The following is a 15,731-nucleotide window of genomic DNA, read 5'->3' as shown; positions in this document are numbered from 1 at the left end:
CGACGGAGCCGGGCGATCAGCGGTCGGGGTCGCCCGGCTTCCCGGGGCGTTTGCGATTGCTCCACGCGGACAGGGCGGATGCGGCGGCTCCGGCCGCACGGTCGATGGCCTCGGCGGAGCGCGTGAGCATGTCCTGCGCTGTCTCCTGCCAGGCGGCAGCGGACGGCGGCACTTCGCCCGCCTGCACCTTCGCCGCATGCTCGGCAGCTTCGAAGGCCCGCTCGAGTTCGGCCACGGCATCGCGGTAGGCGGCGAACTCCGCGGCCGTGATCCTGCCGTCGGCGGCTCGACGCGTATCGACCGCGTGGCCTGCCGCGCGCAGATACGCCGCCGTCGCCGGTTGTCTGACGTCGGTCATCGCCGGATAAGTGATCTGCAGAGCCGTATCGGTCTCGTACCGCATCCACCGAGCGATGATCGCGTCATGCTCGGCGTGCAATCGGTCGAGCGGGCGAGGAGCGGATGCCGAGGGGATGGCCGCACGCGCGGCGTTCAGCCGGATCTGGCGGGCGCGGACCTCGGCGGTGGCTGCGCGGGCGTCACGTTCCCTGTCGCGCAGCATCCGCCGCGCACCCGCCACCTGCTCCGCCGTCGCGCGGTGAGCGGCGCGCTCCGCCGAGACCCGCGCGAGGTCGGCGCGTGCGATTCGGAGCGCCGTGCGCTTCTCGATCGCGGCCTGGCGCGCGACTGAGAGGTCGTGCCGGGCGGCATCGTAGGCGAGGCGTCTGCCGCCGGCCGTGCTCCGTCGGTTCATCCCGATCACCCCCACTGTCCCCATGGCGATCGCAGAAGGCGCAATCCACCACCACTCCACGAGCAGCGAGGGGTCCATGTTCCGATGTTACCGACGCTGCCCCCGCGCGTGTTCCGAGGCATGCACTTCTGCGGCCGATTCACACGTCGGAAGCGGCCGCAGAAGTTGTGATCGCAGAATTCGGCGGTCGCAGCTAGACCAGAGTCTCCTGCCAGGCCGCGTGCAACTGGGCGAACTTGCCGCTGCCGCCGATGAGCGCGGCAGGGGTGTCGTCCTCGATGATCCGGCCATGTTCCATCACCAGCACCCGGTCGGCGATCGCGACCGTCGAAAGACGGTGGGCGATGATGATCGCGGTGCGGTCCGCGAGCAGTGTCTGCAGCGCGTCCTGGATCAACCGCTCCGACGGGATGTCCAGCGACGCCGTCGCTTCGTCGAGGATCAGCACCGCGGGGTCGGCGAGGAACGCCCGGGCGAACGAGATCAGTTGACGCTGCCCCGCCGAGACCCGGCCGCCACGCTTGTTGACGTCGGTGTTGTAGCCGTCCGGCAGAGACGAGATGAACTCATCGGCGCCGACCGCACGCGCTGCCGTGCGGATCTCGTCGAGCGTGGCATCCGGCTTGCCGAGGGCGATGTTGTCGGCCACGGTCCCGCTGAACAGATAGGCCTCCTGCGTGACCATCACGATGGCGCGACGCAGATCCTTCGGATGCAGCGAACGCAGATCCACACCGTCGAGAGTCACCTGCCCCACCGACGGGTCGTAGAAGCGCGAGATGAGCTTCGCCAGCGTCGACTTTCCGGCGCCGGTCGTGCCCACGAGGGCGATCGTCTGCCCGGCGGGGATGTCGAGAGAGAAGTTCGGGAGGATCGTCTTCTCGCCGTTGTAACCGAAGGTCACCTCGTCGAACTTCACGTGTCCGCGCGACTCCCACAGGTCGATGGGCTTCTCGGGGTCCGGAACGGTCGGCACCTCTTCGAGCACGCCGGAGACCTTCTCCAACGCAGCCGTGGCGGACTGGTACGAGTTGAGGAACATCGCGATCTCCTGCATCGGTGCGAAGAAGTTCCGCACGTACAGCACCGCCGACAGCAGCACGCCCACGGTGAGCGCACCGGTCGACACCCGGACGCCACCCCACAGGACCACCACGCCGAGGGTGAGCGCCGCGACGCCCATCAGACCGGGCTCGAATGTCCCGAAGAGCATCATCGAGCGGCGGTTCACGTCACGGTAGTCGCCGGCGACGTCCCGGAACGTCACGTCGTTGCGCGGTTCCTTGCGGAATGCCTTGACGGCGCGGATGCCGGTCATCGTCTCGACGAACTGCACGATGACCTTGGCGCTGATGACCCGCGACTCACGGTAGACCAGCTGTGAGCGCGAGTAGAACCAGCGCATCAGCATCAGGAGCGGGATGCCGGCCAGCGCCAGGATCACGCCGGACTGCCAGTCCCAGACCACCAGCGCGATGAAGGTGAACGCGCCGAACAGCACGCCGGACACGAGGTTGTTCAGACCTCCGTCGAGCAGCTCCCGAATCGAATCGAGGTCGCTGGTCTGCCGCGAGATGATGCGACCAGATGTGTAGGACTCGTGGAACTCCAAGCTCAATCGCTGAGTGTGCAGGAAGATTCGCTTGCGCAGATCCAGCAGCACCGCCTGAGTGATGCGGGCCGCGATCATCACGTACCACGCGATGAGCGCGGCGGCGGCGGCGCCCGTGAAGAGGTACAGGAAGCCGATCACGAGCGTCGGCATCCAGTCGGCGTTGTCGATCACCGCCGGCAGCGCGCGATCCAGCCCGATGCTGATCAGGATCGGCCCCACCACCGTGAGAGCGGTCGACACGACGAGCACGACGGCCGCGAGCACCACCTGTGCCTTCAGCGGTCGGACGAGCGAACCGAGCAGCCGCAACGAGCGCCGACGAATCGCCTTGCTCTCCTCGCGGGTGTAGCTCGAGCGGTCCTCGTCCTGGGTACCGGTGATCGCGGAGCTCATGCCTGCACCTCCCTCTTCTGACCTTCGTTGACGTCGTCGACATCGGAGGACTCGGAGTCGTCGGAGTCGTCGGAGTCGTCGATGTCCTCCGGCTCCTCGTAGATGATGGGGATCGCGCCGGTCCGCGCGGCCTCCTCGGCCTCCAGGCTGGAGATGACGTGACGGTAATGGCGGCTCGTGCGCAGCAGTTCACTGTGCGTCCCGACCGCGGTGATGCGCCCTGCTTCGAGCAGCGCGACGCGGTCGGCGAGCGCGACCGTCGACGGCCGATGGGCGACGATCATCGCTGTCGTGTCAGCGAGCACGTGACGCAACGCCTCCTCCACGAGAGCCTCGGTATCGACGTCGAGCGCCGACAACGGGTCGTCGAGAACGAGCACCCTCGGGTTCGCGGCCACCGCTCGGGCGAGGGCGAGTCGCTGACGCTGCCCGCCGGAGAGGCTGAGCCCCTCCTCGCCGATGATGGTCTCCACACCCTCGGGGAGCGCGTCGACGAACGCCGCCTGCGCGACGTCGAGGGCCTCACGCAGCACGCGCTCGGCTTCGTCGCTGAAGATGTCCAGCTCCGCACGTCCGAGAAGAACGTTCTCACGGACGGATGCCGAGAAGAGCGTCGCATCCTCGAATGCCATGGCCACGTGCTGGCGCAGCTCCGACAGCGAGAGGTCGCGCACGTCGACCCCGTCGAGGGTGACGCGACCGCCGGTGACGTCGTAGAGTCGCGCCGGCAGCGTGGTGAGCGTCGTCTTACCGCTTCCGGTCAGTCCGACCAGCGCCATCGTCTCCCCTGGCCGCAGCACGAGGTCGATCCCGTCGAGGAGATCACGTTCGTGGGCGCCGGCATCCTGATACCGGAAGTGGGCGCCCTCGAACACGAGCTCGCCACGCGGGTTCTCGATGTGCACGGGATTCTCGAGGTCGGTGATCGTGTTGACCTCGGAGAAGATGTCGAACACACGGTCCGTCGCCGTCCGCGCGTCGAGCATGAACGAGAACAGGAAGCCGATGGACTCGATCGGCCAGCGCAGCACGGTGGCCATCGCGAAGAAGGCGAACAGCTGCGACAGCTCGATCGCCCCTTGCGAGATCAGCCAGATTCCCGACATGAGACTCAGGCCGAAGGCGATCTGCGGCATCAGGTCGAGCCAGAACCAGATCGACGCGATCGCGCCCGCCTTGCTCATCTCCGTCTCGCGGAGGGTCTCCGCCTGGCGGCTGAACCGGCTGAGCGCATGCTTGCCACGCCCGAAGGCCTTGAGCACGCGGATGCCGTGCACGCTCTCCTCGACGCTGGTGGCGAGGTCGCCGGCCTGGTCCTGGCTGCGGCGTGTGAGCGCGCCGTAGCGCTTCTCGAACAGATACCCCCGGATCCACAGCGGAATCGCGGTGACGAGGAAGATCGTCCCGAGGAGCCAGTGCCAGCCGAAGAGCAGCACCGAGCCGATCGCGATGGTGAGCAGGTTCACGACCAGGAGCACGAGCCCGAACGCGAGCCACCGGCGGATGAGACCGATGTCCTGCATCATGCGGCTCAGGAGCTGACCTGACTGCCAACGGTCATGGAACGAGACGGGCAGAGTCTGCAGACGCGAGTAGAGCGTCGTCCGCATCTGGTACTCGACCTCGGTGGCCGGGTTCAGGACGAACTGGCGTCGAAGCCAGACCATGACGGCCTCGCCGAGCGCGAGAGCGAAGACGACAGCCGCACCCCACGCGATGGCGCTGACTTCGCCGGATTGCACGGGTCCCGCGATGATCTGCTCGAGGACGATCGGGATCATCAGCGCGATGATCGCAGCGATGAGCGCGCTCGCGGCACCGCCGGCGAGACGCCAGATGACCGGCTTGACGAAGGGCTTGAGGCGCCACAGCGCTGCCGGTGTGGAGAGAGAGGAGGAGGGGGAAGGGTTCTGCGCAGAGGGCGAGGAGGACATGTCTCTCAGACGAGTTTCGTATGGGATTCGGTTTCGAGGGGCGGACGCGAGAGCGGGACTCCGCAGAGTCCGACATCCGAAGAAGAAAAGGGTGCGAAGGGCTCTAAGCGAGCGGCAGCGCCGGGGTCGAGCCGAGAGCTGCGACCCGCGCGGTGGCGATGATGGTCATGATGTCCTCCTCAGGCTCGGCGACGTCGCCCGGTCGGCGCGACAGCCCATCAGCATATTCCTGTGAACAGGCTGGACACAAGATGCATTCCCGATTCGCGTGGCTCGACCGCCTCCCGCGCCCGCGCCATGGATCCCGCGCACTCGCTACGCGGCCGACTCCCGCGCCAACAGGCTCGCCTTGATGCCCAGCCCCCAAGCGAAGCCGCCGAGCGTCCCGTCCGTGCGCAGCACCCGGTGGCACGGCACGAACAGAGCCGGCGCGTTCCGGGCGCAGACCGATGCCGCGGCGCGCACCGCACGCGGATTACCGAGGCGCGTGGCGAAGCTCGTGTAGGTCAGCGGCTCCCCGGGTTCGATCGATCGCAGCGCCGACCATCCGACGAGTTGCAGCGCCGTGCCGGTCTGCTTCACGGCGACCGCGTCGATCGCGGTGATGTCCCCGGCGTAGTAGGCGAGAGCGGCGGCTGCGGCATCCGTCTCGCCCTCTCGCACGGCTTCCGGTCGTGCGCCGATCGGCAACCGGGCGATGATGGCCGCGGGATCGGCGGTCCAGCCGGAGGACAGCACGCGCTGACTGTCGTCGGCGAGGATCGTGAAGGCCCCGTCGGCGGTGTCGATGGTCTGGATGATGGCGGTCATGATGTCTCCTTCGGGATGACGATGCGGGGTGTGCGCGCGGGCCGAACCGGTGCCGCGCGCCAGAGGTGGGCGCTCAGGTAGCTGCGCCACGGGGCTGTTCGTTCCGCCCAGGCGACGAGCGGCTTCGGTTCGCCGGGGAGCCCGGATGCCACCGCTCCGGCGCGCAGCGCGACATCGCCGGGCAGCAGGATGTCGGGATCGCCGAGCACCCGCATCCGCACGTAGTCCGCGGTCCACGGGCCGATACCCGGCATCGCCAGCAGTGCCGCACGCTGTTCGACGCCGTCGTCGCCGATGGTCAGGCGCAGAGAGCCGTCGGCGAGTGCGGCGGCAGCACCGGTGATGGCACGGATGCGCGCAGCGGGGCCGCGCAGCACATCTGCGCCGTGGTCGGCGATCGCCTGCATCGTCGGGAAGAGCAGCGGGTCCGGCTCCGGATCCGAGCGTTCGTCGGCCAGACCGTCGGTCTCGCCGGACACTGGGGAGGTCGAGGCGCTGCCGAAGGGTCGCTCCCCCAGCGCTTCAGCGAGGGCGCTCAGTGCCGTGCGGGCCGCGACGACCGTGATCTGCTGGCCGACCATCGCGCGGATCAGCATCTCGTGCGGGTCGGCCGTGCCGGGCACGCGGATGCCGGGCGTGCGGGCGACGAGGGGCACCAGCTCCGGGTGGGCGGACAGCGCATCGTCGATGGCGCGCGGGTCGGCATCGAGGTCGAAGATGCGGCGGACGGTCGAGACCAGCGGAGCAAGATCGCCGAGTTGCGCGACGCGGGTCCGCAGATGCAACCGGCCGTCGGCGTGCTCGCTGACTTGGAACCAGGCCGGACCGCCGGCCATGCGCAGATAGCGGGAGAAGGAGCTGGACGTGGCCACTTCGACTCCCGGAAGCGCGCGCGCAGACATCCAGGCGAAGATCCCGGAGGCGTCCAGGGGCCCGCGATAGGGCAGCACGAGGTCGATGGCCCCCGGCGCGACCGCGACGTCGTCGGTGGCTCCGCGACGGCGCGCGCGCAACTCACTGGGCGTGAGGCCGAACACTTCGCGGATAGTGTCGTTGTGCTGACGGATGCTGGCGAACCCTGCGGAGAAGGCGACGTCGGAGACCGACATGTCCGTGCCGACCAACAGCATCCGGGCCGTATGCGCGCGATGCGCCCTGGCGAGCGCGAGGGGACCGGCGCCGAGCTCGGAACTCATCAGCCGTGTGAGGTGGCGCGACGAGTAGCCGAGGCGCGCGGCGAGCCCTGGGACCCCCTCGCGCTCGATGACGCCGTCGGCGATGAGACGCATGGCGCGGGCCGCGGTGTCGCCGCGCACGTCCCACGCGGGTGAACCGGGTGCGGCTTCGGGGAGGCAGCGCTTGCAGGCCCGGTAGCCCGCCTCGTGAGCGGCAGCGCTCGTCGGGTAGAAAGTGACGTTCTGCGGCTTCGGCGTGCGGGCGGGGCAGCTCGGGCGGCAATAGATCCGAGTGGAGCTGACCGCCGTGACGAACTGTCCGTCGAAACGGGTGTCACGAGCGCTGATCGCGCGATAGCGCTCGTCGAAGTCGGTCACGGGGAAGCTCATGGCTCCACTCTGCCACGCACGCCCGACACTCACTGGCGGAAATCGGACACGGCGGTGAGCCCGAAAATGCACCCACCGCGACCTCAGTGGAAGAAGTGCCGCTCCCCCGTGAAGAACATAGTGACGCCGGCTTTGCGCGCAGCATCCACCACTTCTTCGTCACGTACGGAACCACCCGGCTGGACGATCGCCGTGACACCGGCGTCGATGAGCACCTGCGCGCCGTCGGCGAACGGGAAGAAGGCGTCGGATGCCGCGACCGACCCGGCCGCACGCTCGCCGGCGCGCTCGACGGCGAGACGGCAGGAGTCCACCCGGTTGACCTGCCCCATGCCGACGCCGACCGTGGCGTTGCCCTTGGCGAGCACGATCGCGTTCGACTTGACTGCACGGCAGGCCTTCCACGCGAAGATGAGGTTCGTCATCTCCTCGTCCGACGGCCGCTCGCCCGAGACGAGCTCCCAGTTCTTCGCGACGGACACGATGTCATCCGGGAAGCGGTCGGCGTCCTGCAGCAGCAGGCCACCGGATACGAGGCGCACGTCCATGCGCTCCTGCTGCCAGTCCTCGGGGAGCTGCAGCAGACGCAGGTTCTTCTTGGCTTTGAAGACTTCCAGCGCGGCGGGCTCGAACGACGGCGCGACGATGACCTCGGTGAAGATGTCCTTCAGGTTCTCGGCCATCTTCAGCGTCACGGTCCCGTTGGCCGCGATCACCCCGCCGTAGGCCGACACCGGGTCGCACTCGTGTGCGCGCAGGTGGGCGCTGGCGATCGGGTCGAGCGCATTGGGCGCCGTCGTCGCGATCCCGCACGGGTTGGCGTGCTTGATGATCGCCACCGCGGGCAGCACCATGTCGTAGGCGGCGCGCAGCGCGGCATCCGCGTCGACGTAGTTGTTGTACGACATCTCCTTGCCCTGCAGCTGTGTGGCCTGAGCGATGCCGTGACCACCGGCGCGAGTGTAGATCGCGCCACGCTGGTGCGAGTTCTCGCCGTACCGCAGGGTGGCGAGGCGCTCGGCCTGGATGGTGAGGTGGGCGGGCAGGTCGCCGGGCTCGGTGAGGGTGCCTTCGGCGAACCACTGCGCGACCGCCGTGTCGTAGGCCGCGGTGTGGGCGAATGCCCGAGCCGCGAGCTCACGACGCTGCGACAGGGACGTGCCTCCGCTCTCGATCGACGTGATCACGGCCGGGTAGGACTGCGGGGAGACGACGATGGCGACGTTCGCATGATTCTTGGCCGCTGCGCGCACCATCGCGGGACCGCCGATGTCGATCTGCTCGACCACGTCATCGCCGAGCGCACCGGAGGCGACCGTCTCGACGAACGGATACAGGTTGACGACGACGAGCTCGAACGGGGCGATGTCGAGTTCGGCCAGTTGGCGCTCATGGTCGGCCAGGCGCAGGTCGGCCAGCAGACCGCCGTGCACCTTCGGGTGCAGCGTCTTCACACGACCGTCGAGCATCTCGGCGACACCGGTGACGGCGGCGACATCGGTCACCTCGAAACCCGCATCGCGGATCGTCGCGGCGGTCGACCCCGTCGACACGATCTCCACTCCCGCGCCGGCCAGAGCACCGGCCAGCAACAGCAGATCGGTCTTGTCGCTCACCGAGACGAGCGCGCGCCGGATCGGCACGGTGTCGCGGTCGCGGTAGAGCGAGGGGTCGTGGCGGGGGCCGGCCATGATGGGCTCCTTCGTGCGGTGGTGGTGGAGGGGGAAGTCAGGATGCAGGGCTGAGCGCGAGTTCACCGGTCGCGATCGCGCGGACGGTGTCGATGAGCAGTCGGCGCTCGACCGGCTTGATGCGGTCGTGGAGACTGTGCTCGGTATCGCCGGGGAGGATCGGGACCCGCTCCTGAGCGAGGATCGGGCCCGTGTCGACGCCGTCATCGACGACGATCACGCTGGCACCGGTCTCGGCGACGCCTGCGGCGAGAGCATCCCGCACGCCGTGTGCGCCGGGGAACTCGGGAAGAAAAGCGGGATGGGTGTTGAGGATCCGCGGCGAGTACCGGGCCACGAGAGCCGGAGGCAGCAGCCGCATCAGGCCGCTCAGCACCACCAGGTCAGGGCTCCACACGGCGAGCTGCCGCCCCAGTTCCTCACCCCAGGCCTCCCGGCTGTCATGCTCGTGCCAGGGGACGGTGAAGCTGGGGATGCCGAACTCCTCCGCGTGGGCGAGTCCGTCGGCTTCGCGATCGGCGCCGACGACGATCACCCGCGCAGGAAAATCGGGGTGACGAGCGGCCTCGAGGAGGGCGCGAAGATTCGAGCCGGTGCCCGAGATGAGAACGGCGACCGTGAGCACGCGCCCAGTCTAGCGGTGGCTCAGCGGCCGGCCCGTCCGGCATCCGCTTCCGCGCCCGGTGTGACGCCTGGCACCCCTGGCCGGCGATCAGGTGTTCCCTCGTCGGTCGCCGGCAGGCCGGATGCTGGCAGATCTCCTCCGTCGAGGTCGGATTCCGCCATCTCGGCGACCCACCGGTCCGTCCGTTCTTCGGCGAGCTCGTCGCGGTTGCGAGGCGAGAGCAGCAGGATGGCCGCTCCCAGCAGCACCTCCCCACCGAGGGCGAGGGCGAACGGCACGGCGGCCGGCCCGACGACAGCCAGGCGTCCTGGCCCGATCGAACCGTTCGCGAGCAGCGCGGCGACTCCCGCGACGCCCGCAGTCAGCGCGGCGATACCGACCGCGATGACGGCGCGCTGCGCCATTCTGAGCGGGGTCCCCTCCCACACCAGGCGCGAGCGCACCGCCCATCCGGCGAAGGCACCGGCTCCGATGGGGATGAGCACGACGATCAGCATCCAGATCGAGCTGTTCTCCGGCACCAGTCCGAAGATCGGGATGCCGGGCACGACACCGAGCTGTGTGCCCGCCGGGGAGACCGCGGTGCCGGCGCCGACCGCGAAGCCGGGGCCGGCGATCCAGGATGCCGCCCACACGACGAGTGTGGGGAGGTAGGCGATCTGAGCCAGGGTCATGACCGTGAGGCCGAGCACGTCGACACGCGCCGCCTGGAACAGGGCGACGACCTCTCCCCCGCGAGTCGCGACCATCACCGCGACACCGAGTGCTGCCGCACCGGCCACCGCGACCAACGTGAACGCCGCGCCACGGACGATGGCCGACGGGACCGGCGCCCAATCCTCGCGCGCATCCAGAAGGTCGTGCAGGCGGTCGAGGAGACCGCCGTCCCCGTCTTCCCAAGCGATCCGCACCGCGCCGCAGACAGCGCCGAGCAGATACACGACCGCGGGCAGCAGGATGGCCGCGGGCAGCGGAGTCGAAGCGGCCTCGAGTCCCGCGGTCAGAGCGACGGCGGCCGCGATGAGGGCGAACACCGCGGACCCGGAGAGCACCCCGAGCAACCATGCGCCTGCCTTCGCTGCCCGCGCTCCGGAGCGCGCGGCGAACAACAGGGTGAAGAGAAGGAACGCGAGCGGTGCGACGGAAACCACGAACGTGACCGCGGCGGGAGGAATGCTCAGCGCGACCACGAGCGCGTCGGGGATCACGACCTCGAGGGGGACGCCGTGGCCGAACTCCCACAGCGTTCCCGTCAGCGGCCAGAGCGCACCCCAGTCGGCGTCGATTCCGAAGGCGAGCGTCCACAGCAGCGTCAACGGCGCCAGAAGCACAGCCAGCCCGACAGCCGCCGCGATGGCGGCGTCGAAGGCGGCGAGGAGCGCGACGAGGAGGCGTTGCATATCGAATCGAGACTACGACGAGTTCCCGCTGACCTCCTGGGGGCGCGCGCGGGGTCGGACGACACGGTAGCGTCTATCCGGAGGTTCACCCGATGACAACTGCCCCGTCGCCCAATACGGCGTCCACCGAGCCCACGAACGCGCTGGATCGCTTCTTCGAGATCAGCAAACGCGGATCCACCGTCGGCACCGAGATCCGAGGCGGACTGGTGACCTTCGTCACCATGGCCTACATCGTGATCCTGAACCCGATCATCCTGTCGGGCACACCCGATGTCGCCGGCGACGTGCTGGCGTTCAACGCCGTCGGAGCGGCGACCGCCCTCACCGCGGGTGTGATGACCATCCTGTTCGGGCTCGTCACGCGTCTGCCCTTCGGCTTCGCGGCCGGCCTCGGCATCAACGCCTTCGTCGCCTTCTCGGTGGTCGGTCAGGTCACCTGGCCGGAGGCCATGGCGCTCGTCATGATCAACGGTGTCATCATCGTGCTGCTCGCCGCCACCGGCCTGCGGAAGGCGATCTTCGACGCGGTGCCCTTCCAGCTGAAGATCGCGATCACGGTCGGCATCGGACTCTTCATCGCCTTCATCGGTTTCGTGAACTCCGGCTTCGTCACCGCGACCGGCGCGTCGTCTCCCCCGGTCGGGCTCGGCGTCAACGGCTCGATCGCGACCGTGCCGAGCCTGCTGTTCGTCATCACGCTGCTCCTGACCGGCATTCTCGTGGCGCTCCGCGTCAAGGGCGGCATGCTGATCGGCCTGGTCGCCGGCACGGTGCTGGCGGTCATCGTCGAGGCGATCTGGCACATCGGACCGCGTGGGTTCGATGACGAGGGCAACGTGGTCAACCCGGGCGGCTGGGGACTCACCGTTCCCGCGCTCACCGGGTCACCGGTCAGCGTCCCCGACCTCAGCCTCGTCGGCGCCGTCGACTTCACCTTCGATCTGAGCAAGGTCAGTCTCGTCGCCATCGTGATGATCGTCTTCACCCTGCTGTTCACGAACTTCTTCGATGCGATGGGCACCATGACGGGTCTTGCCAAAGAGGCGAACCTCGCGGATGACAACGGCGACTTCCCCCGCATCAAGTCGGCTCTGATCGTCGAGGGTGTCGGAGCGATCGCCGGTGGTGCCACCTCGTCGTCGTCGAGCACGGTCTTCATCGAGTCGGGAGCAGGCATCGGCGAGGGCGCGCGCACGGGTCTCGCGAACGTCGTCACGGGCGTCGTGTTCCTCATCGCGATGTTCCTGACGCCCCTCACATCGATCGTCCCGACCGAGATCGCCGCGGCCGCACTGATCATCGTCGGCGCCATGATGATGGCGCAGATCCGCCACATCGACTTCACCGACTTCCGTGTGCTGCTGCCGGTGTTCCTCACCGTGTCGGTGATGCCGCTGACGTACTCGATCGCCAACGGCATCGGCGCGGGCTTCGTGAGCTGGGTGCTCATCCACGCGTTCTCCGGCAAGGCCAAGAGCATCAGCCCGTTGCTCTGGGTCGTCGGAGCCGGGTTCCTGATCTTCTTCGCACGAGGTCCGATCGAGTCGATCTTCGGCGTCGGCATCTGACCGGTTCCGTTCCCGCTGCGGCCTCCGGTCGCGGTTCTGCACCCACTTCGGCTTGGATGGCTGCTTTTCCGCGACCGGGGCACGCAGCTTGCGCACTCGGAACGGAGCGAGACGGCAGTGGGCGCGGGAGCCGCGGTCAGCCCGCGTAGGCCTCGGCGAACTCGGGAGCCGGTTCGATCGGCTCGATCACGTCGATCAGGACCCCACCCGGCGCCTCCACGATGAAGTGGCGTTGGCCGAACGCCTCGTCCCGCAGCGGGAGCCGTTCGGGCAGCGCCCGCTCCCCCACGAGGCGCGCATGTTCCGCCGATGCATCGGTCACTTCGACGTTCAACAGCAACCCCTGCACCGGTTCCCGGAACCCCTCCGGGATCGTCTCGTGGCGACGGTCGAGCACTGCCAGCTCGCCGCCGTCGAAGCGCAGGCTCACGTACCAGTCCGCCTCGAAGGTCGTCTCGAAGCCCAGCTCCTCGCGGTAGAACCGCGCAGCCTCGGCGACGTCGTCCACCATCAGGACCGGGTAGAAACTCGTGATCTCCATCAGCTCTCCTTTACATACACTGTGTTTGTATCCTGCAGCTAGAATACATACACCCCGCACGTAAAGGAAGACCATGCCCCGAGCATCCGCCATCGATGCTGCCAAGACCGCCCGTCGCATCCTCGACGTCGCAACAGCCCATTTCGCCGCGCACGGGTACGCCGCCGCATCTGTGGATGAGATCGCCCGCGTCGCCCGAGTCACCCGCGGGGCTGTCTACCACCACTACTCGTCCAAGCCCCGACTGTTCGCCGCGGTCGCCGTGGAACAACAGCGTCAGGTCGCCGACCAGATCGTGGCCGCCACGCGGGCGAGCGATTCGAAGAGCGCCCTCCGCGACGGCAGCCATGCGTTCCTCGACGCGATCACGCGGGGCGCCGCAGCGCGGGTGCTGCTGGTCGACGGGCCCGCCGTGCTCAGCTGGGAGGAATGGCGGCGTCTCGACGCTGAAGGGCCCGCCGCAGAGCTTCGCACGGGGCTCGTCGAGGCCGGAACGTCTGCCGCACGCGTCGACGCTCTCACCGCCGCCCTGTCCGGGGCGATGAACGAACTCGCTGTGTGGCTCTCCGAACGACCGACGGATGCCGCGGCACGCTCTCACGCCCACGACGCGCTCGACCAGCTCCTGGATGCCGTGGCCCCTCGAACGTCGTGAGTCCGGACATGAAAGAAGGCCCCGGAGTGGAGTCCGGGGCCTTCAGATCAAGCGTAACTCAGGTCAGAGCGCCTCGACGATGGCACGCATGAGGTCAGCCGTCTCGGACGGCGTCTTGCCGACCTTGACGCCCGCGGCCTCGAGGGCCTCCTTCTTGGCCTGCGCGGTGCCGGCCGAACCGGAGACGATGGCGCCCGCGTGGCCCATGGTCTTACCCTCGGGAGCCGTGAAGCCTGCGACGTAGCCGACGACGGGCTTGGTGACGTTCGCCTTGATGTACTCGGCCGCACGCTCTTCGGCGTCTCCACCGATCTCACCGATCATGACGATCGCCTTGGTCTCGGGGTCAGCCTCGAAGGCGGCGAGCGCGTCGATGTGGGTGGTGCCGATGACCGGGTCGCCGCCGATGCCGATGGCGGTCGAGAAGCCCAGGTCGCGCAGCTCGAACATCATCTGGTAGGTCAGGGTTCCCGACTTCGAGACCAGGCCGATCGGCCCCTTGCCGGTGATGTTCGCGGGCGTGATGCCGACGAGCGCCTCACCCGGGGTGATGATGCCGGGGCAGTTCGGTCCGATGATGCGGGTCTTGTTGCCCTTGCTCTGGGCGTAGGCCCACGCTTCGGCCGAGTCGCCCACCGGCACGCCCTCGGTGATCACGACGAGCAGCGGGATCTCGGCGTCGATGGCCTCGACCATCGCGTCCTTCGTGAACGCGCCGGGGACGAAAGCGATCGACACGTCTGCGCCGGTCTCCTTCATTGCCTCGGCGACGGAGCCGAAGACGGGGAGTTCTACGGCGTTGCCGTCCTTGTCGGTGTGCGCGACCGAGGTGCCGGCCTTGCGGGCGTTGACGCCGCCGACGACCTGGGTGCCGGCCTTCAGCATGAGTGCCGTGTGCTTGGTGCCTTCGCCGCCGGTGATGCCCTGGACGATGACCTTGGAGTCCTTGTTGAGGTAGATCGACATTTCTTCAGTCCTTGTATCTCAGGCGTTGGCGAGCTCGGCGGCCTTGTCGGCGCCCTCGTCCATGGTGGCGGCCAGGGTGACCAGCGGGTGCGCGTAGTCGGCGAGGATCGCGCGGCCCTCGTCGACACGGTTGCCGTCGAGGCGGACGACGAGCGGCTTGGATGCCGTGGCACCCAGCGTCTCGAGCGCGCCCTTGATGCCGTTCGCCACGGCGTCGCATGCGGTGATGCCGCCGAAGACGTTGACGAACACGCTCTTGACCTGCGGGTCGCCGAGGATGACGTCGAGCCCCGCAGCCATGACCTCGGCCGAGGCGCCGCCGCCGATGTCGAGGAAGTTGGCGGGCTTCACGCCGCCGTGTGCCTCGCCGGCGTAGGCGACCACGTCGAGCGTCGACATGACCAGACCTGCGCCGTTCCCGATGATGCCGACCTGACCGTCGAGCTTCACGTAGTTCAGGCCGCTTGCCTTGGCCTTCGCCTCGAGCGGATCGGCAGCATCCTTGTCCTCGAGCGCTTCGTGCTCGGGGTGACGGATCTCCGACGCGTTCTCGTCGAGCGTGACCTTGCCGTCCAGCGCGATGATGTCGCCGTCTTCGGTGCGCACCAGAGGGTTGACCTCGACGAGGGTCGCGTCCTCACCCTTGTAGACCTCGTACAGCTTCACGAAGACGTCGGAGACCTTCTCGACGAGGTCTTCGGGGAAGTTCGCCGCGCGAGCGATCTCGACAGCCTTGTCCTTGTCGATGCCCGTCAGGGGGTTGACCTCGACGCGAGCCAGCGCTTCCGGCTTCTCGACGGCGAGCTGCTCGATCTCCATGCCGCCCTCGACGGAGCACAGGGAGAGGTAGGAGCGGTTGGCGCGGTCGAGGAGCACGGAGAAGTAGAACTCCTCGGCGATGCGCGCACCCTGCGCGACCATGACGCGCTTGACCACGTGCCCCTTGATGTCGAGACCGAGGATGGCCTTCGCCGCCTCGTACGCCTCGTCGGGAGTCTTCGCGACCTTGACGCCGCCGGCCTTGCCACGACCGCCGGTCTTGACCTGGGCCTTGACGACCACCACGCCGCCGATCTTCTCGGCTGCCGCCCTCACCTCCTCGGGGGTGTCCGCGACGATGCCGGCGAGGACCGGCACTCCGTACTTCTCGAAAACGTCTCGTGCCTGGTACTCGTACAGATCCACTGTGGTTCCTTCACTGGGCTGCTGTC

General features: G+C 68.4%; 13 protein-coding genes. 2 read left to right on the top strand and 11 right to left on the bottom strand.

Annotation, left to right across the window (positions count from 1 at the left end; genetic code table 11):
• Nucleotides 1-16 precede the first annotated feature (16 nt).
• The 8 genes from D7252_RS10470 to D7252_RS10435 form a co-directional block, all read right to left on the bottom strand.
• On the bottom strand, nucleotides 17-832 hold the full coding sequence (locus D7252_RS10470) for a hypothetical protein (protein WP_120775340.1): 816 nt from the start codon (nucleotides 830-832) through the stop codon (nucleotides 17-19).
• Nucleotides 833-947: 115 nt separating this feature from the next.
• Complete coding sequence (locus tag D7252_RS10465) at nucleotides 948-2,762, bottom strand: ABC transporter ATP-binding protein (RefSeq protein ID WP_120775339.1); 1,815 nt, start codon at nucleotides 2,760-2,762, stop codon at nucleotides 948-950.
• On the bottom strand, nucleotides 2,759-4,696 hold the full coding sequence (locus tag D7252_RS10460) for an ABC transporter ATP-binding protein (protein ID WP_120775338.1): 1,938 nt from the start codon (nucleotides 4,694-4,696) through the stop codon (nucleotides 2,759-2,761). The genes D7252_RS10465 and D7252_RS10460 overlap by 4 nt, the downstream gene beginning before the upstream one ends.
• A gap of 315 nt (nucleotides 4,697-5,011) precedes the next feature.
• On the bottom strand, nucleotides 5,012-5,506 hold the full coding sequence (locus D7252_RS10455; RefSeq protein WP_120775337.1) for a methylated-DNA--[protein]-cysteine S-methyltransferase: 495 nt from the start codon (nucleotides 5,504-5,506) through the stop codon (nucleotides 5,012-5,014).
• A complete protein-coding gene (locus D7252_RS10450) occupies nucleotides 5,503-7,071 on the bottom strand; it encodes a DNA-3-methyladenine glycosylase 2 family protein (RefSeq protein WP_120775336.1) in 1,569 nt (522 codons plus the stop codon). Before D7252_RS10450 ends, D7252_RS10455 begins: the two co-directional genes overlap by 4 nt.
• 83 nt (nucleotides 7,072-7,154) lie before the next feature.
• Nucleotides 7,155-8,762: a bifunctional phosphoribosylaminoimidazolecarboxamide formyltransferase/IMP cyclohydrolase gene (gene purH, locus D7252_RS10445; protein ID WP_120775335.1), complete on the bottom strand. Its 1,608-nt coding sequence runs from the start codon at nucleotides 8,760-8,762 to the stop codon at nucleotides 7,155-7,157.
• Between the two features lie 37 nt (nucleotides 8,763-8,799).
• Entirely contained in the window at nucleotides 8,800-9,387 is a 588-nt protein-coding gene (purN, locus tag D7252_RS10440; protein WP_120775334.1) for a phosphoribosylglycinamide formyltransferase, read from the bottom strand.
• 20 nt (nucleotides 9,388-9,407) lie between these two features.
• A complete protein-coding gene (locus D7252_RS10435) occupies nucleotides 9,408-10,787 on the bottom strand; it encodes a DUF6350 family protein (RefSeq protein ID WP_220659886.1) in 1,380 nt (459 codons plus the stop codon).
• Nucleotides 10,788-10,879: 92 nt separating this feature from the next.
• On the opposite strand from D7252_RS10435, the gene D7252_RS10430 reads away from it, so the two are divergent.
• Nucleotides 10,880-12,358, top strand: coding sequence for an NCS2 family permease (locus D7252_RS10430; protein WP_120775333.1), 1,479 nt, complete (start codon nucleotides 10,880-10,882; stop codon nucleotides 12,356-12,358).
• A 136-nt stretch (nucleotides 12,359-12,494) separates the two neighbouring features.
• On the opposite strand, the gene D7252_RS10425 is transcribed toward D7252_RS10430, so the two are convergent.
• Nucleotides 12,495-12,899 (bottom strand): VOC family protein, encoded by a 405-nt coding sequence (locus D7252_RS10425; protein WP_120775332.1) that lies wholly within the window; start codon nucleotides 12,897-12,899, stop codon nucleotides 12,495-12,497.
• A 73-nt stretch (nucleotides 12,900-12,972) separates the two neighbouring features.
• Here D7252_RS10425 and D7252_RS10420 point away from each other — a divergent pair, with 73 nt between their 5' ends.
• Nucleotides 12,973-13,554: a TetR/AcrR family transcriptional regulator gene (locus D7252_RS10420; RefSeq protein ID WP_120775331.1), complete on the top strand. Its 582-nt coding sequence runs from the start codon at nucleotides 12,973-12,975 to the stop codon at nucleotides 13,552-13,554.
• A 63-nt stretch (nucleotides 13,555-13,617) separates the two neighbouring features.
• On the opposite strand, the gene sucD is transcribed toward D7252_RS10420, so the two are convergent.
• Entirely contained in the window at nucleotides 13,618-14,520 is a 903-nt protein-coding gene (gene sucD, locus D7252_RS10415) for a succinate--CoA ligase subunit alpha (RefSeq protein WP_120775330.1), read from the bottom strand.
• A gap of 18 nt (nucleotides 14,521-14,538) precedes the next feature.
• Nucleotides 14,539-15,705 (bottom strand): ADP-forming succinate--CoA ligase subunit beta, encoded by a 1,167-nt coding sequence (sucC, locus tag D7252_RS10410; protein ID WP_120775329.1) that lies wholly within the window; start codon nucleotides 15,703-15,705, stop codon nucleotides 14,539-14,541.
• Between the last annotated feature and the right edge of the window lie 26 nt (nucleotides 15,706-15,731).

Source organism: Microbacterium sp. CGR2 (assembly GCF_003626735.1).
Classification (GTDB): domain Bacteria; phylum Actinomycetota; class Actinomycetes; order Actinomycetales; family Microbacteriaceae; genus Microbacterium.
Note: the sequence above shows the minus strand (reverse complement) of the source record. Positions and strands in the feature narration are given on the sequence as shown.

Bases quoted from the DNA above. Each gene is read 5' to 3' on its own strand.
- D7252_RS10470 (WP_120775340.1), bottom strand. From the start codon at position 832: ATGGACCCCTCGCTGCTCGTGGAGTGGTGGTGGATTGCGCCTTCTGCG.
- D7252_RS10465 (WP_120775339.1), bottom strand. From the start codon at position 2,762: ATGAGCTCCGCGATCACCGGTACCCAGGACGAGGACCGCTCGAGCTAC.
- D7252_RS10460 (WP_120775338.1), bottom strand. From the start codon at position 4,696: ATGTCCTCCTCGCCCTCTGCGCAGAACCCTTCCCCCTCCTCCTCTCTC.
- D7252_RS10455 (WP_120775337.1), bottom strand. From the start codon at position 5,506: ATGACCGCCATCATCCAGACCATCGACACCGCCGACGGGGCCTTCACG.
- D7252_RS10450 (WP_120775336.1), bottom strand. From the start codon at position 7,071: ATGAGCTTCCCCGTGACCGACTTCGACGAGCGCTATCGCGCGATCAGC.
- purH (WP_120775335.1), bottom strand. From the start codon at position 8,762: ATGGCCGGCCCCCGCCACGACCCCTCGCTCTACCGCGACCGCGACACC.
- D7252_RS10435 (WP_220659886.1), bottom strand. From the start codon at position 10,787: ATGCAACGCCTCCTCGTCGCGCTCCTCGCCGCCTTCGACGCCGCCATC.
- D7252_RS10430 (WP_120775333.1), top strand. From the start codon at position 10,880: ATGACAACTGCCCCGTCGCCCAATACGGCGTCCACCGAGCCCACGAAC.
- D7252_RS10425 (WP_120775332.1), bottom strand. From the start codon at position 12,899: ATGGAGATCACGAGTTTCTACCCGGTCCTGATGGTGGACGACGTCGCC.
- D7252_RS10420 (WP_120775331.1), top strand. From the start codon at position 12,973: ATGCCCCGAGCATCCGCCATCGATGCTGCCAAGACCGCCCGTCGCATC.
- sucD (WP_120775330.1), bottom strand. From the start codon at position 14,520: ATGTCGATCTACCTCAACAAGGACTCCAAGGTCATCGTCCAGGGCATC.